General features: G+C 70.5%; 18 protein-coding genes and 2 tRNA genes. 8 read left to right on the forward strand and 12 right to left on the reverse strand.

Going from position 1 to position 23,148, the window contains the following annotated elements; translation table 11 throughout:
* Positions 1-56: 56 nt before the first annotated feature.
* From ACGGCP_RS00005 to pheA, 4 genes are all read right to left on the reverse strand, one after another.
* On the reverse strand, positions 57-1,391 hold the full coding sequence (locus ACGGCP_RS00005) for an MFS transporter (RefSeq protein WP_392958772.1): 1,335 nt from the start codon (positions 1,389-1,391) through the stop codon (positions 57-59).
* 132 nt (positions 1,392-1,523) lie between these two features.
* A complete protein-coding gene (locus ACGGCP_RS00010; protein ID WP_392958775.1) occupies positions 1,524-2,234 on the reverse strand; it encodes a helix-turn-helix domain-containing protein in 711 nt (236 codons plus the stop codon).
* A 51-nt stretch (positions 2,235-2,285) separates the two neighbouring features.
* Positions 2,286-2,942 (reverse strand): GPP34 family phosphoprotein, encoded by a 657-nt coding sequence (locus ACGGCP_RS00015; protein ID WP_392958777.1) that lies wholly within the window; start codon positions 2,940-2,942, stop codon positions 2,286-2,288.
* Between the two features lie 30 nt (positions 2,943-2,972).
* On the reverse strand, positions 2,973-3,887 hold the full coding sequence (gene pheA / locus ACGGCP_RS00020; protein WP_392958780.1) for a prephenate dehydratase: 915 nt from the start codon (positions 3,885-3,887) through the stop codon (positions 2,973-2,975).
* Between the two features lie 228 nt (positions 3,888-4,115).
* Between pheA and ACGGCP_RS00025 the strand changes: the two genes are divergently transcribed.
* The 5 genes from ACGGCP_RS00025 to ACGGCP_RS00045 all read left to right on the forward strand — a co-directional run bounded on the left by ACGGCP_RS00025 (position 4,116) and on the right by ACGGCP_RS00045 (position 8,581).
* Positions 4,116-4,188, forward strand: a tRNA-Glu gene (locus ACGGCP_RS00025).
* A gap of 90 nt (positions 4,189-4,278) precedes the next feature.
* A tRNA-Asp gene (locus ACGGCP_RS00030) sits at positions 4,279-4,353 on the forward strand.
* A 314-nt stretch (positions 4,354-4,667) separates the two neighbouring features.
* Positions 4,668-6,716, forward strand: coding sequence for an RNA degradosome polyphosphate kinase (locus ACGGCP_RS00035; protein ID WP_392958782.1), 2,049 nt, complete (start codon positions 4,668-4,670; stop codon positions 6,714-6,716).
* The gene (locus ACGGCP_RS00040) at positions 6,713-7,597 is read left to right on the forward strand and encodes an NUDIX domain-containing protein (RefSeq protein ID WP_392958785.1); all 885 of its coding nucleotides are present in this window, start codon (positions 6,713-6,715) and stop codon (positions 7,595-7,597) included. The genes ACGGCP_RS00035 and ACGGCP_RS00040 overlap by 4 nt, the downstream gene beginning before the upstream one ends.
* A 99-nt stretch (positions 7,598-7,696) precedes the next feature.
* Positions 7,697-8,581 carry a hypothetical protein gene (locus ACGGCP_RS00045; RefSeq protein ID WP_392958787.1) on the forward strand — a complete coding sequence of 295 codons (885 nt, stop codon included), beginning with the start codon at positions 7,697-7,699 and terminating at the stop codon, positions 8,579-8,581.
* Positions 8,582-8,639: 58 nt separating this feature from the next.
* Here the strand turns inward: ACGGCP_RS00045 and ACGGCP_RS00050 are convergent, their stop codons facing one another.
* Positions 8,640-11,708 carry a glycoside hydrolase family 3 C-terminal domain-containing protein gene (locus tag ACGGCP_RS00050; protein ID WP_392958790.1) on the reverse strand — a complete coding sequence of 1,023 codons (3,069 nt, stop codon included), beginning with the start codon at positions 11,706-11,708 and terminating at the stop codon, positions 8,640-8,642.
* 132 nt (positions 11,709-11,840) lie between these two features.
* On the opposite strand from ACGGCP_RS00050, the gene ACGGCP_RS00055 reads away from it, so the two are divergent.
* Together ACGGCP_RS00055 and ACGGCP_RS00060 are read left to right on the forward strand one after the other, a co-directional pair.
* Positions 11,841-14,369, forward strand: coding sequence for an Hsp70 family protein (locus ACGGCP_RS00055; RefSeq protein ID WP_392958793.1), 2,529 nt, complete (start codon positions 11,841-11,843; stop codon positions 14,367-14,369).
* Positions 14,366-14,875, forward strand: coding sequence for an SRPBCC family protein (locus ACGGCP_RS00060; protein ID WP_392958795.1), 510 nt, complete (start codon positions 14,366-14,368; stop codon positions 14,873-14,875). The genes ACGGCP_RS00055 and ACGGCP_RS00060 overlap by 4 nt, the downstream gene beginning before the upstream one ends.
* A gap of 93 nt (positions 14,876-14,968) precedes the next feature.
* Here ACGGCP_RS00060 and ACGGCP_RS00065 read toward each other — a convergent pair whose 3' ends face one another.
* The 3 genes from ACGGCP_RS00065 to ACGGCP_RS00075 all read right to left on the reverse strand — a co-directional run bounded on the left by ACGGCP_RS00065 (position 14,969) and on the right by ACGGCP_RS00075 (position 17,881).
* Positions 14,969-15,946 (reverse strand): chaplin family protein, encoded by a 978-nt coding sequence (locus ACGGCP_RS00065; protein ID WP_392958798.1) that lies wholly within the window; start codon positions 15,944-15,946, stop codon positions 14,969-14,971.
* 342 nt (positions 15,947-16,288) lie between these two features.
* Positions 16,289-16,699 (reverse strand): hypothetical protein, encoded by a 411-nt coding sequence (locus ACGGCP_RS00070; RefSeq protein WP_392958801.1) that lies wholly within the window; start codon positions 16,697-16,699, stop codon positions 16,289-16,291.
* A 432-nt stretch (positions 16,700-17,131) separates the two neighbouring features.
* Positions 17,132-17,881, reverse strand: coding sequence for a DedA family protein (locus ACGGCP_RS00075; protein WP_392958803.1), 750 nt, complete (start codon positions 17,879-17,881; stop codon positions 17,132-17,134).
* A 214-nt stretch (positions 17,882-18,095) separates the two neighbouring features.
* On the opposite strand from ACGGCP_RS00075, the gene ACGGCP_RS00080 reads away from it, so the two are divergent.
* A complete protein-coding gene (locus tag ACGGCP_RS00080) occupies positions 18,096-19,256 on the forward strand; it encodes a hypothetical protein (protein ID WP_392958805.1) in 1,161 nt (386 codons plus the stop codon).
* A 3-nt stretch (positions 19,257-19,259) separates the two neighbouring features.
* Here ACGGCP_RS00080 and ACGGCP_RS00085 read toward each other — a convergent pair whose 3' ends face one another.
* The 4 genes from ACGGCP_RS00085 to ACGGCP_RS00100 all read right to left on the reverse strand — a co-directional run bounded on the left by ACGGCP_RS00085 (position 19,260) and on the right by ACGGCP_RS00100 (position 23,097).
* Entirely contained in the window at positions 19,260-20,096 is an 837-nt protein-coding gene (locus ACGGCP_RS00085) for a hypothetical protein (RefSeq protein ID WP_392958808.1), read from the reverse strand.
* A gap of 183 nt (positions 20,097-20,279) precedes the next feature.
* Positions 20,280-20,639 (reverse strand): helix-turn-helix transcriptional regulator, encoded by a 360-nt coding sequence (locus ACGGCP_RS00090; protein WP_208497819.1) that lies wholly within the window; start codon positions 20,637-20,639, stop codon positions 20,280-20,282.
* Between the two features lie 528 nt (positions 20,640-21,167).
* The gene (locus ACGGCP_RS00095; RefSeq protein ID WP_392958810.1) at positions 21,168-22,187 is read right to left on the reverse strand and encodes a LacI family DNA-binding transcriptional regulator; all 1,020 of its coding nucleotides are present in this window, start codon (positions 22,185-22,187) and stop codon (positions 21,168-21,170) included.
* Positions 22,188-22,221: 34 nt separating this feature from the next.
* Positions 22,222-23,097, reverse strand: coding sequence for an HAD family hydrolase (locus tag ACGGCP_RS00100; RefSeq protein WP_392958813.1), 876 nt, complete (start codon positions 23,095-23,097; stop codon positions 22,222-22,224).
* Between the last annotated feature and the right edge of the window lie 51 nt (positions 23,098-23,148).

The following is a 23,148-nucleotide window of genomic DNA, read 5'->3' on the forward strand; positions in this document are numbered from 1 at the left end:
GTGTCTTGTAGCGATTCACACCGAACCAGAAGGCCCTCGCCTCGTATCAGCCCGTCTCACCCAATGCGGTGTTCACAACCTCCCCGGACAGAACAGTTAGGGATGGATACCCCGAGCGGCGTTAACGCGGCCGCCCCCTCCAACACCGGGCCCGGCGCGGGGGCCGGTCGCGGGCCGGCCGCCTCGTCGCGGGCCGCGCGGTTGATCACCGGGAGGCAGACCAGGACGATCGCGATCGACACGATCCCGACCGCGGCGAACGCCGCCTGCACGTCCATCACCACCGAGAGCCCGCCGCCGAGCAGGAACCCGATGAGCTGCGCCGCGTTGACCCGCCCGCCGACCGCCGCGTTCGCGCGGCCCCGGAACGCCTCGGGGACCCGCCGGGCCACCGCGATGCCGAGGGCCGAGTTCTCCCCCGCGTTGAAGATCCCGCCGATCAGGTTGAGCGGCACCAGAAGCAGCACCGTGAACAGCGGCATGCCCTGCCCGAAGCACACGAGCCCGACCCCGGCGAGGCACGCCATGAGCATCCAAGCGAGCTGCACGTCGCGGTCGAGCCGCCGGATCACCGCCGCCGCGATCCACGCGCCGCCGACCATCCCGAGCGTCCAGCACGCCTTGATGAGCCCGTACAGCGACTCGGTCGCGCCGTACACCTCCCGCACCAGGAACACGCTGAGCACGTTCACCGCGCACATCGCCGCGATCACCGCGCTCAGTCCGAGCACCATCGCCGTCAGGAGCCGGTCGCCGCCCAGCCGCCACCCGGCCGCGGCGCTGGCCGTGTGCGCGTCGAGGTCGCGCCGCACGCCGCCGCGGCGCGTGCGGATGTCGCAGCACAGCAGCACGCGGGCCACCGCGCACCCCGCCGCGAGCGCGAGGGCCGCGCCGACCCCGCCCGCGCCGATGAGGAACCCGGCGGCGGCGGGCCCGGCGGCGAGGCCGACGAGCGTGCCGGTCTGGACGAGCGCGACCGCGTGCGGCAGGTCCTCGCGGCGGGCCATGGCCGGGACGAGCGCGCTCACGACCGGTTGCAGCACAGCCGTCCCGGCCGCGTTCACGATCACGAGCGCGTACAGCCCGTACAGGTTGTCGGTGAACGCCATCGCGATGATTGCGGCGGTCTGGACGAGGCCGGAGACCGCCATGAGGGCGCGGCTGTCGAAGCGGTCGGCCATGCGCCCGGTGACGGGCGCGAGGAGGACCAGGGGCAGGGTCGCGCAGATGATGAGCGCGGCGATGGCGAAGCCGCCGAACCCTTCGGTCTGGAGGCGGAGGGTGAGGGCGAAGTCGGCCGTGAACATGGCGGTTCCGGCAAGGAACGCGCAGGTCGCGGCGGTGTAGACGTCGGACCAGCGGGTCCCGTCGAGGAAGGATGTGAAAGACATATTTCGAAACTACTCTTTCACATCGAGATGCGAAAGAGGTTTTTCAGATTTTTTGAAGTTTTTCTTTCAGATCCTGGCGGCGAGCCGAAGCCGCAGCCGCCCAACGGGACCCGGCACCATGCCGGGCCGCCTTCACACGTTCGGGAACAGCCGGAGCATGTACCGGAAGATCATCGTCCCGTCGTCCCCGTCGCCCTTCTCCGTGTACTCGTTGCTGAGCTGCACGTACTCGTCCATCAGCTCGAAGAACCGCGACCGGAACTCCTTCAGCTCCTCGGGCTTCAGCCGGAACCGGCCGCTCGCCATCGTCGACAGGTCCTTCACGCCCGGATCGATCTCGCGCCGGACCCGCAGCCACCGCTCGAACGCCCGCTCGTGCTCCTTCGCGAACGCCTCCACCATCTCGCCCTCGACGATGTGCGCGCTCTCGGGCGCGTCGGGCTCGGCGCTGATCTCGAAGCTGTGCAGGCGCAGCCGCCACACCCGCTCGCGCGCGTCCCCGCGGCTGGGCGCCTCCTCGATGAACCCGGCCTTGGCGAGGGTCCGCAGGTGGTAGCTCATCGCGCTCGGGGTCATGCCCGCGACCTCGGCGATCTCGGTCGCCGTCGCGCCGTCGGCTCCCTCAATGCGGCGCGTGCCCAGGAAGTCGAACACGGCCATGCGCGCCGGGTGGGCGAGGGCCTTCATCCGCTCCGGGTCGCTGATCCGCTCCTGGTCCATCTTGGACAGCGGCGGGCGCGGCGGCGCCGGAGGCCGCGGCGGGACCGGCGGGACCGGCGGGCGGGGGACCTCGCGGTCGCCCTCGCCGCCTATCGCAGGCTCTGAAGCAGGTGTTTCAGACATGGCTCAAGCTAACCACGTCCCGTGAGGCGCTGCGGCGAGGACGCCTTCCCGTCAGCTCGACCCGGCCGCGGCGGCGGCGGTTGCGGCGGTGACGGCCGCCATGACGGCCGCCTGGGCCGCCTCGACGGCCTGCCGGGTCGCGTCCCCGGCCCACGAGCCTTCGGCGATCGCCTTGAGCGCCTTGCGGGTCGGCCCGGGCTTACGGTCCGGGAAGACCGTCTTCTCGAGCCGCATGGCGTAGGCGAGCGCCGCGAGCGCGGCCGTGCGGGCGTCCTCGGCGCGTCCGGCGTCGACGGCCGCGGCGAGCCGGGCGCGGGCTTCGGCCTCGGCAGCCGGGTCGTTCGGCAGGTAGCGGTTGAACGGGAAGAGGCCGAGGGCCTTGTCGCGCTCGTGCCGGAGCACGCCGTCGCCGACGAGCCGGTCGAGGACGAGCGGCTTGAGCTTCTTCGCGGTCCGCTCGACGACGGCCCTTGGCGCGCGGGGCTTGTCGGCGCCGATCGCGGCGAGGCGGTCGTCGAGGAGCGGGTCGCCCAGCGGTGCGCCGTCGACGACCTTGACGCGCTTGTCGACGACGTCGAGGCGTCCGGCCATGGTCAGTTCGAGGACGACCGCGCCGCCGAGTCCGATCTCCAGGAAGCCGCCGGAGCGGTCGCGTCCCGTGGCGTCGTCGTAGGCGAGCAGGAGGAGTTCTTCGACGAGGGAGGTCATGCCCTCCAGCTTAGGGCCGGGCCGCCGGACTCACGCGCCCCCGGAGCGGAGGCGGTCGAGCCAGGAGGCGGCGTCGGCGAAGTCCGCGTCGCTCAGCCCGGCGGGCGGCGGGACGGGCCGGTCAGAGTGGTCCCTCGGGTAGGAGCCGAGGTAGCGGACGTCGGCGCAGATGCGGCGCAGGCCCATGAGGGCCTCGCCCATGCGGGCGTCGGCGAGGTGGCCGGTGCAGTCGAGGAAGAACGCGTACCGGCCCAGGCCCTCGCCCGTGGGGCGGGACTCGATGCGGGTGAGGTTGATGCCGCGGATGGCGAACTCGGTGAGCACGCCCAGGAGCGCGCCGACCCGGTCGTAGTCGATGTAGACGACCAGCGAAGTGATGTCGTTCCCGGTGGGCTCCGGCGGGGCCGTGGGCCGCACGACGTGGACGAAGCGGGTGGCGGCGTTCGGGTTGTCGCCGATGTCGAAGGCCTGCACGGGGAGTCCGACGGCCTCGGCGGCGAACGGCGGGCACACGGCGGCGTCGAACTCGCCGTCGGCGGCGCGCTGGGCGGCCTGCGCGGTCGAGAGGGCCTGGTGGACGACCGCGTTCGGGAGCTCGCGGCGCAGGTACTTGCGGACCTGGGCGAGCGCGACGGGCATCGAGGCGACGGTGGCGATCTCGCCGACGGGCTTCGCGGAGGCGAGCACGAACGTGATCGGGAGGATCACCTCGCCGACGATGACGAGCGGGTCGCCGTCCACGAGCTCGTCCACGGTGACCGTGACGGTGCCCTCCTGGGAGTTCTCGATCGGCACGAAGCCCGCGTCCACCTCGCCGCGGCGCACGGCGTCGAGGACCTCGAAGATCGAGGACATCGGTGCGGCGGCGGCGGTCTTGGCGGCGGGCAGGCGCCGGAGCGCGGCCTCGGTGAAGGTCCCGCGCGGCCCGAGATAGGCGAACTCCATGGGCCAACGCTAGCAAGCGCGGCCGGGCAGGGGCCGCGAGCTGCGGCTTCGGCCGTGCCGTCATCCCTGAGACGCCCTCACGGATGAGACGGCGGTCTCATAGGAGACCCGCCGTGGACGGACTTCCCGCGGTCCCGTATGCTTGTCGAGCCCAAGCGGAATTCCGCGGTGGTCAGCCCAGGGAAATCGGAATGCGACTCGTAGAGCCGCGTGCCAGGATCACTGAGCGCCCCCATCGTCTAGGGGCCTAGGACGCCGCCCTTTCAAGGCGGTAACACGGGTTCGAATCCCGTTGGGGGTACAGCCCAGACGCGGCGCCGGTCACACGGAACGCGCCTGGTATAAATAAAGAGGTCTTGCGACCTTGTAGGACACGAAAGTGTTCGACCAAGGTCCCGTAGAGCAGCTAGGAGTGCTCGCCACCCTGTCAAGGTGGAGGTCGCGGGTTCAAATCCCGTCGGGACCGCAATTAGGAAAGCCCGCCGATCCGTCGGCGGGCTTTTTCGTGTGCTCGGCTTCGTGCCCCCGAGGAGGTTTGGGCTGGCGCCTCCCGGGGCATGCCCGGTCGCGCGCGGTTCGGGCGGGTTTCGGCCCGCCGCAACCTGGCGGACACCTTGGCGCCAACCTGGTCTGCGGAGCCCCCGCGGCCGCCCCGAGCTGGGCGGGGCCGTTCCCGGGCCTACCCGATCCACTGTGGCCCAGGATGGTGAACGGATGATCGCGAGTGAATTTCAAGGCGCGTTCACCGTGGGTTCATTTTCTTCGTTAACCTTGTGATGTATGACGAATAGTGACCCTGTTCCCCTCGTTGACACCGGTTTGCCGCCCGACCGGTTCCTCGACCGGGAAGAGAGCTGGCTGCGGTTCAACGGGCGGGTGCTGCGCCTCGCCCAGTCCCCCGAACTGCCGCTGCTCGAACGGGTCCGCTTCCTCTCGATCTTCTCCAACAACCTCGACGAGTTCTTCATGGTCCGCGTCGCCGGGCTCATCCGCCGCCTCGCCACCGGCCTGCCCGTGCGCACCTCCTCGGGCCGCTCGCCCCACGCCGTCCTCACCCGCATCGCGCGCCTCGCCCACGAGCTCAGCGTCGAGCACGCCGAGTACTTCCGCGACGAGATCGCCCCCCTCCTGGCCAAGGAGGACATCGCGATCGTCCGCTGGGCCGACCTCGAGGACGCCGAGCAGGCCCGCATGCACGAGCTGTTCCGCACCCGCATCTACCCCGTCCTCACCCCGCTCGTCGTCGACCCCGCGCACCCGTTCCCGTACATCTCCGGCAAGTCCCTCAACCTCGCCGTTCAGGTCCACGACCCCCGCAACGGCACCACCCGCTTCGCGCGCGTCAAGGTCCCGCCGCTGCTCTCGCGGTTCATGGCCGTCGCTCCCGGCCGGTTCACGCCGCTCGAGGACGTCATCGCCGCGCACCTCGCGCAGCTGTTCCCCGGCATGGACGTCCTCGGGCACCACACGTTCCGCGTCACCCGCAACCAGGACCTCGAGATCGACGAGGACATCACCGAGAACCTCCTCCAGACCCTCGAGCGCGAGCTGCTGCGCCGCCGCTTCGGGCCCGTCGTGCGCCTCGAGGTCGAGGACTCGATCGACGAGGTCGTCCTCAACCGGCTCATCGCCGAGCTCGGCGTCGACGAGCAGGTCGTCTACAAGCTCCCCGGCCCGCTCGACCTCGCCGGGCTCGACGCGATCGCGAACCTCGACCGCAGTGAGATGAAGTACCCGCGCTTCCGGCCCTCGGAGAAGACCCTGCCGCCCGACGCCGACCTCTTCGCGGTCATGCGCGACCGCGACGTGCTCGTCCACCACCCCTACGACTCCTTCACCGCCTCGGTCGAGCGGCTCATCGAGGAGGCCGCCGCCGACCCGAAGGTCCTGGCGATCAAGCAGACCCTCTACCGCACCAGCGGCAAGTCCCCCATCGTCGACGCGCTCATCAGCGCCGCCGACGCCGGCAAGCAGGTCGTCGTCGTCGTGGAGATCAAGGCCCGCTTCGACGAGCAGGCCAACATCGACTGGGCGCAGAAGCTCGAGCAGGCCGGGTGCCACGTCATGTACGGCATCGTCGGCCTCAAGACCCACTGCAAACTCGCCCTCGTCGTGCGGCAGGAGGCGGACGGGACCCTGCTGCGCTACAGCCATGTCGGAACCGGGAACTACCACCCGACGACCGCGCGGCTGTACGAGGACGTCGGCATCCTCACCACCGACCCCGAGGTCGGCGAGGACGTCAACGCCGTGTTCAACCACCTCACCGGGTTCTCCCGCGACGAGGACTTCCACCGGCTGCTCGTGGCCCCGCACTCGCTGCGGCCCGGGCTGATCGAGCGGATCGAGCGCGAGATCGAGAACCACCGCAAGGGCCTGCCCGCGCGGCTGCGGTTCAAGTGCAACTCGCTCACCGATGAGGGCATCATCGACGCCCTGTACCGGGCGTCCCGCGCGGGCGTCCCCGTCGACCTGTTCATCCGCGGCATCTGCGCGCTTCGCCCCGGCGTGCCCGGCCTGTCGGAGACCATCCGTGTCAGGAGCGTCCTGGGGCGCTTCCTGGAACACTCCCGGGTGTACGTGTTCGAGAACGGCGGCGATCCGGAAGTATGGTTGGGCAGCGCGGACCTCATGCACCGCAACCTCGACCGCCGGGTCGAAGTGCTCGTGCGCGTCGAGGGGGACGCCCACCGCGCGCAGCTGACCTCGCTGCTCGACCGCGGCATGGACGCCGACATCCGGACCTGGAGGCTCGGCCCGCTGGGGCTGTGGACCCGCCAGCGCAGCGGCGGCGACCTCCAGGAACAACTCATGCAGGAGCACCGTTGACCCAACCAGAGATCTTCGCCGCCGGCGCCGTGCTGTGGCGCGACGGCGAGGCCGGGCCCGAGCTGGCCCTCATCCACCGGCCCAAGTACGGGGACTGGACGTTCCCGAAGGGCAAGCTGAAGCGCGGTGAGCACCTGCTCGCCGCCGCGCAGCGCGAGGTCTTCGAGGAGACCGGCATCCGCCCGGTGCTCGGCCGCCCGCTCGCGCCCTCCTTCTACGACAAGGAAGGCAAGCTCAAGCGGGTCGACTACTGGTGTGCGACACCGGCTTCCGACGAGGACGTGGTCGACGAGGCGGTCGACCCGCGCGAGGTCGACGACCTGGAGTGGGTGCCGCTGCCGCTGGTCTCGGACCGGCTCACCTACGAGCGCGACCAGCCGGTGCTGGCCGACTTCTCCCGGGAGGTAGCGCGCGCTACGGTCCCGCTGGTGTTCGTGCGCCACGCCGTGGCGATGTCCAAAGCGGACTGGTTCGACCAGGACGAGCTGCGGCCCCTGAACCAGCGCGGTCGTGAACGGGCCCAGCAGCTCGAAGTGCTCCTGTCGGCGTACCCGGCTGGCCGGGCTTACAGCGCGACGAGCGCGCGCTGCCTGGAGACCCTGCTGCCGTACTGCGCCGCCGAGGGCGTCGCCGTCTCCGGCCTGCCCGAGTTCACCCTCGGCACCAGCAAGCCCGCCGCCGCCAGTGCGCGACTCGACGAGATCTTGGAGTCCGGTGAGCCCGCGGTGGTGTGCGGCCACGGCGAGCACATCGACGAGATGATCGCCTACGCCTCCGGCCGCCTCGGCACCCAGATCCCGGTGGGCCCTTTGGAGAAGGGCGCCTTCGTCGTCTTCCACACCCATGAGGGCCGAGTGGTCGCGACCGAGCACCACGACTAGCGCTTCTCGAACGATCTGTCGGTTTTCCGACAATCGCACGTCTTCGGGTGTCACCCACTCGTTTCACAGGAGTACCACGAAACGAAGGGACTCCCCCCGATGCCAGGAGACGCGCACGAACTCATCATTAAGGCCATTGAGGATGAACCCCTCACCGTGGCCTGGCTGATGGACACTGTCGGCTGCCAACAGTTCGAGCGCTGCACGGCGGCCGAAACCCGGTCGACCTCATTCGGCTCGCCCGGAAGAACCGAGCGCCGTGCAGACGCCGTAGTGAAACTGTCGTTCAAAAAAGAGGGCGACCGGATCATCATCATCGAAGTCCAGAACGAATGGAAGATCGAGAAGTACTACCGGCTACCGGGTTACATGGCCCGCGCGTTCGAGGATTACCAGCTACCGGTCGAGCTGGTGATCATCTGCTCCACCGACACCCTGGCCAGCAGATTCTGGGACGGTATCCAGATCGGGCCGGAGAACAACATCAAGGTCCGCGCGCTCGGTCCCTCGGACTTCCCGGAAATGGTCAACAGCTCGGAGCTCCCCACGGCGGCTGCTGCAGTGGTCACCGCCGTCATCAGCAAGCCCCCGAAAGGGCGCAAAGCCGAACTGTTCGTCTCGACACTCGACCGCCGCCTCGGTACCATCGAACCAGGGCGAGCCGCCGACTACATCATGCAACTGCTCACGATCCTGGAAGACGAGCCCGCCCAGATGCTGGAGGACCTCATGCGCACGACGACCCGCCCTTACCACTCCGAGTACAGCGACCGGCTGCGTTTCGAAGGCCGCGAGGAAGGCCGCGAGGAAGGCGCCCTCATGCAATCGCGCCGCATCCTCGTCAGCATGCTCGAAGCCACCCAGACGGGCATCACGGCCGAGCAGCGCCAGCGCATCGAGGCCTCGACCGACCGGCAAGAGCTCGAAGCCTGGATCACGAAGTTCATCGCGTCCGGTTCGGCGGCTGGCCTGTTCGAGGAGTAGTCGAAAAGCTTGCAGGGGGTGCCGGGCCTATCGGCCCGGCACCCCCTTTCGCTTGCGCCTAGCGGGTCAGGCGGATGGTGTCGATGTAGATGCCTCCGGTGCGGAAGACCAGGTAGAGGTCTTGGGTGCCTTCGGCTCCGGTGAGGGGGGCGGTGGTGTCGGCGAAGGACTGGAAGCCCGCCGTCTTGGGGACTTCGATCTCGGCGAGGAGGGGGCCGTCGGCTGCGCCCGCGCGGACTTCGATCACCGGGTCGGCGAGGTCGGTCCAGTCGGCGGTGGTGGTGGCGGTGCGCAGTTCGATGCCCTTGGCGCCGTCGAGGATCGCGTTGGTGAAGCCGACGTGGCTGCCCGCGCGGCGCGAACCGGTCGAGTGGTAGCCGCCTTCGCGCTTGAGGGTGTGGAGCTTGGACACCTCCCAGTAGGTGAGGCCCTCGGCGATCGTGGCCTTCTCCCAGACGTTGGCGGTCGTGGAGAGGTCGAGCGCACCGATGGTCTCGCCTTGGATGCGGATCTGGGCCTCCTGGGCTCCGGCGGTGAAGCGGTAGGCGCCGGTCTCGACGATGCGCTTGCCGCTCACGACGTCCCAGACGAAGAGGTGCCGCGGGTCGACCTCGATCGCGACGCGGCGGGTCTCGCCGGGCGCGATGTCCTTGGCGCGGGTGAAGCCAGCGAGGCGGCGCTTGGCGGTGCGGTCGCCGTAGGCGGATTCGAGGGCGGTCGCGAAGAGGAGCACGACCTCGTCGGAGGCGCGGCCGCCGGTGTTGGTGACGTCGAGTTCGACGGTGAACGGCGAGTCGGCGTCGGCGGAGGCGGGCAGTTCGAGTGCGCCGTAGGCGAACTCGGTGTAGGTCAGGCCGTGGCCGAAGCCGTAGACCGGTTCGGCCGTCGAGTACTGGTAGGTGAGTCCGGCGCTGATGACGTCGTATTCGAGCATGTCGACGTCGCTGACGCGGTACGCCTCGGACCGGGGGCCCGCCTTCGGGAGGGAGGACGTGTCGGCGAGCCAGGTCGAGGTGAGGCGTCCGGCCGGGGCGTAGTCGCCCGTGAGGGCCTCGGCGATCGCGGCGCCCGCGGCCTGTCCGGCGTGGGAGGTGTAGAGGATCGCGGCCACGCCGGGGTTGTCGGCGATGTCGCCGATCGCGAGCGGGTAGGCCGAGACCACGACGACGACGGTGCGGCCGGGCTTGGCGGCGGCGACTTCGCGGACGAGGTCGGCCTGGCGCGGGGCGAGGTCGAGGCCGGGGCGGTCGAAGCATTCGCGGGCGTTGACCATCGGGTGGTTGCCGACGAAGACGACGGCCCAGTCCGCTTCGGCCGCAAGGGCGGCCGCGGCTTCGGGGCCGTTCTCGACGATCGTCTCGGTGAGGTCGAGGGCGTCGCCGCCCTTGGCGAGCGGCAGGGAGCCGTCCTCGGCGAGGCGCAGGTGGTACGGGCCGTCGGCTTCGGCGGGGACGTGGTTGACGCCGAACAGCTCCACGTTGCCGCCGACGCCCCGGAGGTAGTGGAAGTTCTGGTGGGTGAACCAGGCGTCGCCGTCTTCCATCACGTCGTCCTGGGCGACCAGGAGCGGCCCGCCGCCGCCCGCGGCGCCGATCTGGTTCTCGAAGCTGGCCGGTCCGTCGTTCTGCTGCAGCAGGTTCGCCTTGAGGAACTTGCCGGTGGCGTTGTGGCGGAACATGTGCTGCTCGTGCGCCCAGTCCCAGACCTCGAAGGTCTCGGTGTCGCCGAGGGCGTCCCCGGCGGCGGTGACCACGCCGTTGGCGGCGACGTTGAGGTAGCGGCCCGCGGTCTGCAGCGCGACGGTGTCGTTGCCGCTGTGGTGGACCACGTTCCCGAAGCGCTCGCGCAGGGCCTGGAGGGGGCTGGGGCGGCGCTCGGCGGGGACGAGGGGGCTGTAGAAGTCGCGGAGGTTGAGGTCGGCGAGCGGGCCGAGGACGGCGATGCTCGCGGTCTCGGGGAGCGGCAGGGCGGCCTGCTCGTTCTTGAGGAGCACGAGCTGCTCGCGGGCGGCCTGGCGCGCGAGTTCGATGTGCTCGGGCCGGTCCTGCGGGTGCGGGTCGGCGGGGATCAGGTTGTACTCGCAGGCGTCCCCGTCGAGTTTGCCGGTGCGGACGAGGAAGTGCAGCCAGTCGCGCACCACCCGCTCCACATGGGACATGTCGGCGCCGAGGAGGCCGCGTTCGACGGCCCTGCCCGCGTTGGGCACGAACGGCAGGTCGGAGCCGTCGTGGAAGTGGGAGACGCCCGCGGTGAGCATGAGCGCGGAGGCGTAGACGCCGTTCTCGTCCTCGCCGATCTCGCGGCCTTCCTCGGCGGCGAGCGCGGTCGGGTAGGGCACGTCGCCGCGCGGGTCGACCTCCCAGGTGTCCCAGGGCTGGCCCTTGGTGGTGTGGAGGTTGACGCCGTCCCAGCCGTCGGGGAGGAAGAAGAAGACGCCGTCCTTCGTCCACTCGTCGCGGAGGGTCTGCAGGAGCGGGTTGATGATGGACGGCACGCCGTTGACGTTGTTGTACGCGGTCATCGCGCCCATGACCGCGCCCGCCTCGACGGGCATCCGGTAGGGCACGACCTGATACTCGTGGTAGGCGCGCACGCCCATGGAGGCGGAGCTCTGCGAGCGGTGCCACTCGTGGTTGTAGCCGAGGAAGTGCTTCATCTGCGTGAAGGTCTTGACGTACTCGGGGTGGCGCCCGCGCAGGCCCCAGGCGTACGCGGTGGTCATGGCGCCGACATGGAGCGGGTCCTCGCCGAAGCCCTCTTCGAAGCGCCCGGCGAGGGGGTTGGAGCGGATGTCGGCAACGGGGCCGAACGAGGCGTACACGTCGGTGTCGCGGGCGCGCACCTCGTGGGCGACGGCCGCGCCGATCGCCTCCAGGAGCTCGGTGTCCCAGGTCGCGCCGAGGCCGATGGCCTGGGGGAAGAACGTCGCGTCCGGCTTCTTGCCGGAGGAGTGGAGGACCTCGTTGAACTCGTTGGTCAGGCCGGGGAGGGTGTAGCCGTCGGCGAGGACGGTCTCGGGCACGCGGTTGAGGCACGCGAGCTTCTGCTCGTCCGTCATGAGGGCGAGGATCGCCTCCACGCGTTCGGCGACGGGCCTGGTCGGGTCGAGGTACACGGGAGCGGTCATGCTCGTCCTATCGGTCGGAGTCAGTCACTACGACATTACGACGTATGACCCGACTAATTCAAGCGGGTATCCCGGCAGGGTCCGCGAACGCTTGGGCGACCCGTCCCTCCCCCGTTCGTTACGATTCCTCTCATGAGCCCCGGCCCCCAAGGAACTTCGCTCGGCGTCGACTTCGGCACCTCGCACACCATCGCGGTGGTCCGCCGCGCCGACGGGAGCTTGCGCCCCCTCCTGTTCGACGGCGCGCCGCTGATGCCCTCGGCGGTGTGCGCGGACGCCGACGGCGGACTCCTGGTGGGCCGCGACGCCGTCCACGCGGGCCGCCGCCACCCCGAGCGCTTCGAGCCCAACCCCAAGCGCCTCATCGACCGCCCCTCGACGCTGCTCGGCGCCCGCGAGTACCCCGTCGCCGACCTCATCGCGGCCGTCCTGGACGCCGTCGCCGCCGAATGCCGCCGCGTCGTCGGCAGCCCCGCGCGCGTCACACTCACCGTGCCGGCCGAATGGGGCCCGGCCCGCCGCCAGGTCGTCGAGGACGCGGCCGCCCGCGCCGGGCTCGGCCAGGTGCAGCTCGTGCCCGAGCCCGTGGCCGCCGCGACCTACTACGCCGAGGCGCTCAAGCACCGCATGGCCGTCGGCGCCTCCATCGTCGTGTACGACCTCGGCGCGGGCACCTTCGACGCGAGCGTCGTGCGCCGCGGCGAGCACGGCTTCGAGACCGTCGCGCTCGACGGACGGGGCGACCTGGGCGGCCTCGACATCGACGCGGCCCTCATCGAGCACCTCGGGTCGGTCTACGGCGACCGCGACGGCTGGAAGCGCCTCGTCAAGCCCTCCACTGTGGAGGAAAGGCGGTACTTCCGGGAGTTCCAGGAGGAGGTGCGCGGCGCGAAGGAGCGCCTCTCGCGCCACCAGCAGTCCGACATCGCGATACCGCTCCTCGACGTCGAGGCCCACCTCACCCGCACCGAGCTCGAGCAGATCGCCCACCCGCACCTCGAGCAGACCATCCGCGTCACCCAGGCCGTCATCCGCGCCGCCGGACTCGACGTCGCCTCCAGCGCGGGCGTGTTCCTCGTCGGCGGCGCGAGCCGGATGCCCTTGGTGGGCACCATGCTCCACCGCGCGCTCGGCGTCGCCCCCACCGTGCTCGACCAGCCCGAGGTCGTCGTCGCCGAAGGCAGCGTCCTGTGGACGCGCGCCGGGCAGCACACCACCACGTTCCCGATCCACCGCACGCCCCAGCAGGCCGGGTTCCCCGCCGCGCCGCACACCCCGGGAGTCCTGCACCTCGCGCCGCCCTCCCCGCAGACCGCGCCCTCCTACCAGGCCCCGCCGCAGACCGCCCCGACCTACCAGCCCCTGCCCTCCCCGCAGGAGGTCACCGCTCCCGCTGCGCCGCAACCGGAACCGAGCCCCGCCCCGCGCAACCTGCCGCCGCAGACCCGCTCCCCGCAGTTCACCCCGCCGGTGTCGGTCGACAGCGACGACGACCGGCCCGAACCGCCCCGCACCGAGGCGGAACGCAAGCGCGCCAAGAAGATCAGCCTCCGCGGCATCGTCGCGTTCGTCCTCGTCGACATCCTCGTCATCGCCGGGCTCGTCTGGTACTTCGGCCAGGAGGAACCGCCGGTCGACGACTTCGACAGCCGCGTCCCCGCGGTCAGCTGGTTCCAGACCGACTGGTCCGAGTCCGAGGCGGGCACGCTGCTCGCCAGTATCGAGGGCACGCACGAGGGCACCGTCGAGTCGCTGGCCTTCCTCGAAGGCAGGAACGGCCCGCTGCTGTTCTCCAACGGCGCCGACGGCTCCGTCGAGCTGTGGGACCTGGACACGGGCGACCTCGTCGACGAGTACTGGCTCGATTCCAACGTCAGCGAGCTGTGGGCCGCGCAGAGCTCGTCCGGCGAAGGGATCATGATCGCGATCGGCGCGGAAGACGAGCCGTACGTGTGGACGCCGGACCTGCAGGAGTTCTCCCCGGCAGGGACGCCCGAAATGGTCGAGGAGGGAGCGGAGATCGCCTACTTCCGCCCCGGCACCGACGGCGTCGCACCGCTGCTGACCCTGGTGAACGACACCGAGTACGAGGTCTACGACCTCGAGGGCGAGTTCACGGTCGCCCGCTATCCGATCCCCGAGGGCTACGACTGGCAGCGCTTCTACACCTCCGGCAACGCCGGCTACACGAACATCGTCGCGGTCGACAGCGCCCAGCGGCTGGACGACATCGACATGTACAGCGGCACCGCCGCGGACGTGCCGTTCAGCTCGGACGACTGGGAGGGCAACACCGTCCAGGCCTTCGGCGTCGTGAACTATGCGGGCACGCCGCACGCGATGGCCTACGGCGACGACGGGTTGCTGCACCTGTGGGACCTCGACTCCCAGGAGACCGCGTTCACCCCGACTCCCTATGACGACATCGGTGCCGAGTACCACTTCGAACTGGTCGACACGACGAACGGGGTCTCGCTGCTGTCGATCGGCCAGGACGGCGTCGCTCAGGCCACGAGCGTCGGATCATCGTCGGCTACCGTTGCGTTCGAACTCCCGTCCGGGACGCCGACCGAACTGGTGCAGGTCACGGTCGAAGGCCGCCAGTTCGCGGTCACCGGCGACGACGAGGGCACTATCCGATTCTGGAGTCTGGGGAATTGATCTTCTTCATCATCGCGGCCGCGATCATCGCCGCCGCCACCGCGTACAGCCTGTGGGCGCTCGGCAAGGAGCACCGGATCGAGACGACGGTGCACCTCGACGCGCGCGCGAACGAGGTGTGGGCGGTCCTCACCGACTTCCCCGCGTACGGCGAGTGGAACCCGTTCATCACCGAGATCTCCGGGCTCCTCGCCGAGGACGAGCGCCTCGACGTGCTCTTCCTGCAGGGCAACGGGAAGACCATGCGGTTCAAGCCGCGCGTCCTGCGCGTCTCCCCCGCCCGGCAGATCCGCTGGCTCGGGAAGCTCGGCCCCGGCGGGCTGTTCGACGGCGAGCACTACTTCGTGCTCGAGCCGCAGACGGACGGCACCACGGTGCTCACCCACGGGGAGCGGTTCACCGGCGTGCTCGTGCCGCTCATGAAGTCCGCGCTCGCCGACACCGAGCAGGGCTTCGCGTCGATGAACAGCGCCCTCGAAGGGCGTCTCAAGCTCGTCGGCGAATGAGACGGCGGCCCGCTCGAAAGCGGACCGCCGGTGACAACCCCTTGATTCGGAAAGAGCGGCCCGCGCTGCGACGGCGCGGGCCGATCGTCTTGCTTAGAGGACGCCCGCGCCCGCGAGCTCGGTGACGCCCGCGACCGAGTCCGCAACACCTTCGGAGGTGGTGTTGCCGACGAGGCCGCCGACGACCGGCAGGCCGCCGGTCGCGCCGCTCACCGCGTCCAGGCCGGGAACGGCCGGGAGCTGCTCTTCGTTGACGTCCACGTTGGAGGCCTCGTTGGCCGAGAGCTCCTTGTGGCTGTCGTGGTGGTCGTGCCCGCCGGGGACCTCGGCGTCCGAGCCGCCCTCGCACGAGGCGCTGGCGGAGCCGAGGATCGCGATGGCGTTGCCGCACACGTTGATCGGGGCCTGGATCGGGGCGAACAGCTGGTTGCCGTTGCCGAGGCCCACGTTGTCCTGGGTGGTCAGGTTGCCAGCGCCGGAGTAGTCGGCGTCGGCGCCGCCGTCGCACCAGGCGTCGGACGCGCCGCCGACGGCGAGCGCGTTGCCGCAGGCGTTGATCGGGGCCTGGATCGGCGCGAGCAGCTGGTTGCCGGACAGCGCGCCGTAGTTGAACTGCGAGAGCGTGTCGGACTCGGCCTTGCCGGACTCCTCGTGGCCGCCGGACTCGACGTCGGCGTGCGAGCCGCCGGTGGACCAGCCGGACGCCACACCGCCGACGGCGGCGGCGATGCCGCTGATGTCGGTGGGGGCCTGCACCGGGGCGAACGCCTGGTTGCCGTTGCCGAGGCCGGTGTTGTTCTGCGTGGTCAGGTCGCCCGCGCCGTCGTAGTCGGCGGTCGCGCCGCCTTCGCAGCCCGCGGAGGCGGTGCCGAGGACGGCCGCGGCCACCCCGCAGATGTTGATGGGCGCCTGGATCGGCGCGACCACCTGGTTGCCGTTCACCGCTCCGACCTGGTCCTGCGTGGTGACGTCAGGGCCGGTGGCCTGGGCGGTGCCGGCACCGGCGACGAGGGCGACCCCCGTCGCGACGAGGCTGGCCTGCGCGGTCTTGCGTGCCCATGAGTTATTCACGAAGTCTCACCTTTCAGGGAAATGGTTCTTGCTGTTCCATCACGTATCCCCCGTGAAGCTCCGTGGTCTCGAAAGCTTGTTCCGTCCGGGCGGGCTGGGTCCCGCAGTCGGACGAGGTGCTTTGAAACCGGGAGAGTTTTCCTTGCTGGTCTTGCTGTTTCCTTGCTCGGTCGGTGGGGCCGCCCGGGCCTTGCGGCGCTGGAACGCCGTGCGCACGGTCCGGGAGCCGCGGCGGTGCACCACCGCGGACCCGCCGGAGCGTTCGCGTCGGGCCCTGACGGGCCCCATCGACCTGGTTCCGCGGCGCGCCTGGCGGAAGCGCGCGCCGCGGGGTGTTCAGCCTTAGAAGGGCAGCGGGACCGGCAGGCCGCCGCCGAGGCCCGAGAGCAGGTCGCCCACCGGGAGTCCGTCGAGCGGACCGGCGTCGGTCTGGTCCTTGACCTTGTCGGCGGTCTTGTCCGCGACGTTGTCGTCCTTGGCCTCCGCGTCGGGGCCGGCAGGCACCAGGGCGCCCACGCCGGGGACGGCGGTCAGCGCGCCCATTCCGGGAACCTTGTCGGTGACGTCGCCGGCCAGGCCGGTCACGGCGTCGGGAGAGACCGGGAGCCCCCCGAGGGCTTCCGGCGTCGCCATCACGAGGTCGCCGGTCGATTCCGGGACCTCGGTGTCAGCGGCCTGGGCCGCCGTTCCGGCGAGCAGCAGAGCCCCCGTGGCCAGTCCTCCGATGAGGCCGGCCGTACGCACAGTGCGCATTTCCATCTGCTTTGTTGCCTTTCTCCGTACCGCACGGACGAGGGTCGAACGGCTGGGGAAGCAGCGCGGATCGACCGCCGAGCGGTGCAAGATCGCTGAATTGTCAGTGGTTGACCAGCGTTCGAGGCAGCGCGGTCGCCGCGGGGCGGTCGCTCCTGCCGACTGCGGACCTCAGCCGCGACCTGGCCGGCTGGATCGCCGGCGGGTCGAGGACCGCGCTCGCTGTCCATCGGGCCGGTGACACTGCGGCCCGGCCGCTGTGACACGGCCACACTGACTAACTGGAGAGGCTCGGGTGCGGTTACGCCCAGACGCGAAGAAATTCGAAAACATTGCGACGTTGCGTCCACCAAATGCGTGGATGACTCATATGCCCGAGTGGCAACGAAAACGGCCCCTCACCGAAAGGTGAAGGGCCGCAAGCAGAAAGGCTTAGCGCACGCGGGGCAGGATCATCGTGTCCGTGTGCCCGGCGTTCCCGTTCTCGCCGTCGCCGCCGCGCTTCTTCCTGATGAGCTTGATCGAGCGCGCCACGACGAACCACAGGAGCAGGAGCCCGATGACGCCGAGGACGAGCTTGCTCAGCAGCCCCGAGTACTGGTCGATGATCGGCTGGATCGTCGGCCCGAACGCGAAGCCCAGGCCCACCCAGATCGCGTTCCAGATCACCGAGCCCACCAGGGTGTAGCCCGTGAACTTCCAGAACGGCATCTTCTCGATCCCCGCCGGGACCGAGATCGCGCTGCGCACCAGCGGCAGGCACCGGCCCGCCAGGACCGCGATGCCGCCCCACCGGGCGAACACCTTCTCCGAACGCTCGAAGTCCTTGAGCTCCAGCAGCGGGAACTTCTCGAAGATCCACCGCGTCCGCTCGCGCCCGAACGCGTAGCCGACGTAGTAGAGGATGTACGCGCCGATCATCGAGCCGATCGCCGCACACAGCATCACCAGCCAGAAGTTCATCTTGTCGTCCCACGCGAGGTACCCCGCCACCGGCAGGATCAGCTCCGAGGGGATAGGCGGGAACACCGACTCGATCGCGAGGGCCAGCCCCACGCCGACCTCGCCGAAGTCCTCCATGAGGCCCAGCACCCACTTGATGAAGTCGCCCTGCCCTTCACCGGTGGGTATCTCACTGGACGCGGTGGCCATCGCCAGGCCCTGGCTGAGGAAGTTGGTCACGCCGCCAGCGTAACCGGCTCACTTTCGGCCCCGCCTCGGTCATCTGACCGATGGCTCCCCGCGCCCGGCGGCCCTTCGCCCGACTGCCCTCGGCCAGGTGTCGCCACGCGTGCGGAGCCGGGCCATACTTAGTGGTAATTCCGCGCTTCCTTCGGACCACACGCCCGGTGACGGACCGTTCAGCGCACGCGGAGCAGAGTTGAGGGGGGCTTCGATGAGTCGCACGGTCGGGCCGTACACCGATGTCACGACCGCGCGCGTCGAAGGCGCCTACGAGCTCTGCGAAGGCCTCGACGAGAACGCCCGGCCCGTGCAGATCCTCACCCTCGGCACCACCTCCTCCAAGGACCCCGCCCGGCGGGGCCTCCTCTCCGACACCGTCGCCTGGGCCTACGCCACCGCCGGACCCGAGGACGCCCCCATCCTCGTCGCCGACCTCGAAGCCGAGCAGCCCTACGTCGTGGTCCTGCGCGACGCCCGCCTGCGCGGCGCCGACCGCATCATGGACCGCCTCCTGTCCATGGGCCCCGCCACCGGCCCGCTCCCCGTCGGCCCCGCCGCCGCGGCCCAGCGCGCCGCGCATCAGCTGGCCGCCGCCCAGCGCTCCGCCGCACCGGCCTCCCCGGCCGGGGTCTCCGGCCCGCCGTCACCGCCGCCGCCGATGTCCCCGCCCGTCGTCATCATCGCCGCGCCCAAGAAACCCTCGCAGCTCAAGCCGATCCTCATCGGGATCGGCTCCGTCGTCGTCGTCCTCGCCCTCCTCATCGGCGTCTGGGCCGTCCTCTCCCGCCCCGGCGGCGACGACTCCGACGGCTCCGCCGAACCGCCCACCACCGCCGCCGTCGACGGCGTCTCCCAGGCCCCCGCCGCCGAACCCACCGAGGCCGCCGGAAACGAAGTGCCCCAATGGGACGCCGAGGCCCCCGCCGAACGCGTCGGCGGCAGCGCCTTTTCCGAGGACGCCGCGACCGCCACGTTCGCCGCCGCCAACTGGCCCTTCGCGTTCAAGGTCCCCGACGAGTTCGAGTGCACCGAGGGCGAGGACGGCGACACCGCCGTCTGCACCGCCGACGACGGCGAGTCGACCCTCACCGTCGGCTGGCTCCCCTGCGAGGGCGACTGCCCCCGCGCGGCCCGCAAGGCGATGCGCGAGGCCCTCCCCTACCAGCCGCTGCAGGAGATGGCGGGCGAGGTCGCCTACAGCGAGCGCGACCAGGTGTACGGGCGCTGGCGCGGCTCGCTGAGCGTGTTCGTGACCGACGGCGACGGCACGTTCCAGGCGTGGGCGACCGCCGACATCGCCGTCGAACGCGAGGACGAGGGCTGGCACGTGTTCAACGACGTCCTCAGCCAGGCGCTGGCGAAGTCCGCGTAGCGGTCAGGCGTCCTCGCGGGCGTCCCAGCTCTGCAGGGCCGACGCGATGATCTCCGGCGAGGTCGGCGCGGACTGCGAGATCGCCGTCCCCAGACCGTGCTCGGCGAGCACGCGGCCGTACGACTCGCCCTTGTAGGAGCGCAGGAGGTTCTGGGCGGCCTCGCGCTCGTCCTCGCCGAGGTCGGCGCGCGCGAGCATCGGGTACTCGAACTGGCCGACCTGGGCCGCGCCCGTAGGGGCCTGGAGGTCCGGGTTCCCGGCGGCTTCAGTCGCGGACATGACGGCGGTGCCGTCGCCGCCCTGGGCGGTGTGCTCGTCGACGCCGAACATGATGATCCACATGAGACTGGCGGCGTGCTGGCGCGGGTCCTGGAGCGCGACGTCGGCCTCGTCGGGGAGCACGGCGTCGGCGCTCTCGCCCGCGGGGAGGGCCAGGCCGACTGCGGAGCTGGCGGTGGAGTCCTGGAGGACCTCCCACTGCTCGTGGAGCCCGGCGTCGGGGAGGTTGCGCCAGAGCTGGGTCTCGGGGATCCACACGTCGGCGTCGGTCTCGCCGAGGGCGTTGCCGGAGACGGCTTCGACGGTGATGTCGGCGCACACGTCCGAGCCGCGGGAGGGGGCGCCGCCGCCTGCGGCGACGAAGTCCTCGAGGGCCGCGGCCAGTTCGGGGGCGGCGGCGACGTGGAGCGCCACTTCCGTCCCGCAGGACTGGACGTGGGCGATGGCGGCGTTGAGGGTGTACGCGGTGACCGGGGTGAAGACGGCGAGCAGCGCGAGCCCGCCGAGGAGGCGGCGGCCCTCTTTCGAGAGGCGGCCGCGCCTGCGATGCACACCGGTCATGTGACGAGTGTATGACCTGGCGCAAACCCAGTCGAGGTCGCGTTTTTCAGTTATCGCAAGAGGACCGTGTGTTATCGAGCGTCAGTGCCGCACGGGCGCAGCGCTTCCAGCGACGCTCGCGGCCGACCCGGCCCGCCGATGGTCGGAGCCGGCGGCGGGCCGGCCGTGCGCGTCGGTACCTCTTCAGCGGCGCCGCGGGCGGCGCTTCGGCGGGGTGAGCAGGTCGGCGACGATCCGCATCGTCTCGGGGACGAGGCGGAAGTAGGCCCACACGCCGCGCTTGTCGCGCTCGACGACCCCGGCCTCGGCCAGGATGCGCAGGTGGTGGCTGACCGTGGGCTGGGAGAGGCCCAGCGGCTCGGTCAGCTCGGCCACGCAGGCCTCCTGCTCGGGAGCGGCCTGGATGAGGCTGATGAGCTGGAGACGGTTCGGATCGGCGAGTGCTTTGAGGACACCCGCGATTCGTTCGGCGTCGGATTTGGAAAGCGTTTCGCCGCTGACCGGCGAGACGGGCGTCTCGGCCTCGACGGTGACTCGCACCATGATCGTGTTCCTTCCGGATGGTTCCAGTCGGTACCGGATTCGGCCGCACTGCCATTAATCCAGTTCCAACCCTGAATATGCCCCCGCGTTGTGGCCGGGCGGTAACGACGACGCTTCCGGCTCGCAAAGGGTTTCGGTTCCTACGGATCTCGCTCGGGCCGCACCAAGTCCCTGACCGGATCCACCGCCGAGATTACGCCTGCCTCGCCAGCGGATCTACCGTTGACACAAGATCAGTTTGCAGGCCACAGCGGCGGTTATTCAGTTAATGTCGCACTACCTGGAGTTATATCTAAATCTACCAATATTTAAGCGGTTGCCGTCTCGTGATTGAGAGCCGGTTCACGTGATTATTTCGGATCGACGTCCCAATATATAGAACATCCTGATTCCGAGGGTAGCGCGAATCCGCCAGTCGCGCGCGCTTCTTCTGTTTCAGGCTCGTTACATAGGCTTGAGAAAGCGCACATACGCGCGAAGGGCGGGGCCGTCCGGCCCCGCCCCGCGTTCGCTCGCGTCCCGGTCCGCTCAGGGGCGCGGCCGGGCGGTCGAGGCGCGCTCGATGAGCTCGGCGTCGACCATGAGCTCGTCGGGGTACTCGGCGTCCTCGACCAGGGCCGCCTCCAGGGCCCGCACGCCCATGTCGTGCAGCGGCAGGGCCACCGTGGTGAGCGAAGGGGTGAGGTCGCGCACGATCGGGATGTCGTCGAAACCGGCGACCGAGACCTGGTCGGGGATGCTCACGCCGCCCTCGCGCAGCGCCGTGCACAGGCCCGTGGCCTGCACGTCGCTGGTGACGAACACGGCCGTGGGCAGCCGCTCGCCGTCCAGGAGCGCCCGCCCGGCCTGGTAGCCGCCGTCGCGGCTGAACTCGGCCGCGACGTGCACGACCTCGGCGTCCTCCGGCAGCGCCGAGAGGAAGCCCTCGCGGCGCTCGCGGACCACCTGCAGCTGCTCGGGCCCGGCGACCACGGCGAAACGGCGGTGGCCCAACTGCGTCAGGAACCGCGCGAGGGCGGCCGCGCCCTCGCGGTTCGCCGGGCGCACCACGCGACCGGGCAGGCCCGGCTGGCCCACGCTGACCACGGTCGCACCCAGTTCCAGCAGGTCGGACAAATGCTCAGCGAGGCGCTGTTCAGCGGCCTTGTCCGTCGTCCGCGAACCGGCGACGATCACCGCGCGCGGGCGGTAGCCGCGCAGCGAGTCCAGGTGCTGCACCTCGGAGTCGGGGTCGATGCCGGTGTCGGCGATGAGCACGCGCACGTTCCGGCGGGCGGCCTCGGCGAGGACGCCGCCGGCGATCTGCCCGAAGTACGGGTCCGTCACGTCGTGCAGGAGCAGGGCCACAGTCTGGGAGGTCGCGCGGGCGAGGACCTGCGCGCCGACGTTGGGGGCGTATCGCAACCGGCGTGCCGCCTCGCGCACCCGCTCGCTCAGCTGGTCGCTCACCCGGTGGGGCGAGCCGTTGAGCACGCGAGAGGCGGTGGCCACCGAGACGCCGGCGGCTCGGGCGACATCGGCCAGTCGGGCCGGTTGTTTGCGTTCCATCTCGCTGAGGCTACCCATCTGCGGAAAGCGCTGCTCAAGCGGTCCGGAAACGCCGATCCCTCCACACTCGCCAGACCACATACGCCACAGCCGCAACGCCGACGCCGACGGCCGCGACCTTGAGCGGACTGGGCTTCGACAAGGGCGGACGCAGGGCCACCGGGCGCCGGAACGTCAGCTGCGGCCAGCCCTCCTCCTGGGCGAGGCGGCGCAGGCCGCGGTCGGGGTTGACCGCCCTCGGGTAGCCCACGGTGCGCAGCATCGGCTCGTCGGTGATGGAGTCGGAGTAGGCGAAGGACGCGTCGAGGTCGACCCCGCGCGCGGACGCGAACTCCTTGATCGCGTCGGCCTTCGCGGGTCCGGCCGCGTAGAAGTCGATCTCGCCGGTGTACCGGCCGTCGTCGCCGACGACCATGCGGGAGGCGATGACGTCGGTCGCGCCGAGCATCCGTCCGATGGGGGCGACCATCTCCTCGCCCGACGCGCTCACGAGGACGACCGCTCTGCCCGCCGAGCGGTGGGCCTCGATGAGGGCGGCCGCCTCGGCGTACACGGCGGGCGCGATGAGCTCGTCGAGCGTCTCGTTCACGATCGACTTGACCTCCTCGGCGGGCCAGCCGCGCGAGAGCTCGGCGACGTAGTCGCGGGTGCGCGCCATCTGGACCTCGTCGGCGGAGCCGCCGAGGCGGAAGAGGAGGTGGGAGTAGGCGACCTTGAGGACGTCGCGCCGGGCGAGGAGCCCGCCCTGGTAGAGCGGCCGGGAGAAGGCGAGGGTGCTGGCCTTGGCGATCACGGTCTTGTCGAGGTCGAAGAAGGCCGCGCCGGGGCGCGCCGTGCCGTCTGACGACCGTGCCGCGACCGGTTCGAGCGAGAGTGCCGGTGAGCCTTGAAGCGGCTCCGCTGCGTTCATGCCGCAAGCATAGACAGCGGGGCAAACCCGTTTCGACCGCTTGTGGCACGA

Origin of the sequence: Glycomyces sp. NPDC048151 (assembly GCF_043202775.1) — a bacterium.
Lineage (GTDB): Bacteria > Actinomycetota > Actinomycetes > Mycobacteriales > Micromonosporaceae > Glycomyces.

Coding starts and splice junctions, on each gene's coding strand:
- ACGGCP_RS00005 (WP_392958772.1), bottom strand. CDS start 1,391: ATGTCTTTCACATCCTTCCTCGACGGGACCCGCTGGTCCGACGTCTAC.
- ACGGCP_RS00010 (WP_392958775.1), bottom strand. CDS start 2,234: ATGTCTGAAACACCTGCTTCAGAGCCTGCGATAGGCGGCGAGGGCGAC.
- ACGGCP_RS00015 (WP_392958777.1), bottom strand. CDS start 2,942: ATGACCTCCCTCGTCGAAGAACTCCTCCTGCTCGCCTACGACGACGCC.
- pheA (WP_392958780.1), bottom strand. CDS start 3,887: ATGGAGTTCGCCTATCTCGGGCCGCGCGGGACCTTCACCGAGGCCGCG.
- ACGGCP_RS00035 (WP_392958782.1), top strand. CDS start 4,668: ATGACGAATAGTGACCCTGTTCCCCTCGTTGACACCGGTTTGCCGCCC.
- ACGGCP_RS00045 (WP_392958787.1), top strand. CDS start 7,697: ATGCCAGGAGACGCGCACGAACTCATCATTAAGGCCATTGAGGATGAA.
- ACGGCP_RS00050 (WP_392958790.1), bottom strand. CDS start 11,708: ATGACCGCTCCCGTGTACCTCGACCCGACCAGGCCCGTCGCCGAACGC.
- ACGGCP_RS00055 (WP_392958793.1), top strand. CDS start 11,841: ATGAGCCCCGGCCCCCAAGGAACTTCGCTCGGCGTCGACTTCGGCACC.
- ACGGCP_RS00070 (WP_392958801.1), bottom strand. CDS start 16,699: ATGCGCACTGTGCGTACGGCCGGCCTCATCGGAGGACTGGCCACGGGG.
- ACGGCP_RS00080 (WP_392958805.1), top strand. CDS start 18,096: ATGAGTCGCACGGTCGGGCCGTACACCGATGTCACGACCGCGCGCGTC.
- ACGGCP_RS00085 (WP_392958808.1), bottom strand. CDS start 20,096: ATGACCGGTGTGCATCGCAGGCGCGGCCGCCTCTCGAAAGAGGGCCGC.
- ACGGCP_RS00090 (WP_208497819.1), bottom strand. CDS start 20,639: ATGGTGCGAGTCACCGTCGAGGCCGAGACGCCCGTCTCGCCGGTCAGC.
- ACGGCP_RS00095 (WP_392958810.1), bottom strand. CDS start 22,187: ATGGAACGCAAACAACCGGCCCGACTGGCCGATGTCGCCCGAGCCGCC.
- ACGGCP_RS00100 (WP_392958813.1), bottom strand. CDS start 23,097: ATGAACGCAGCGGAGCCGCTTCAAGGCTCACCGGCACTCTCGCTCGAA.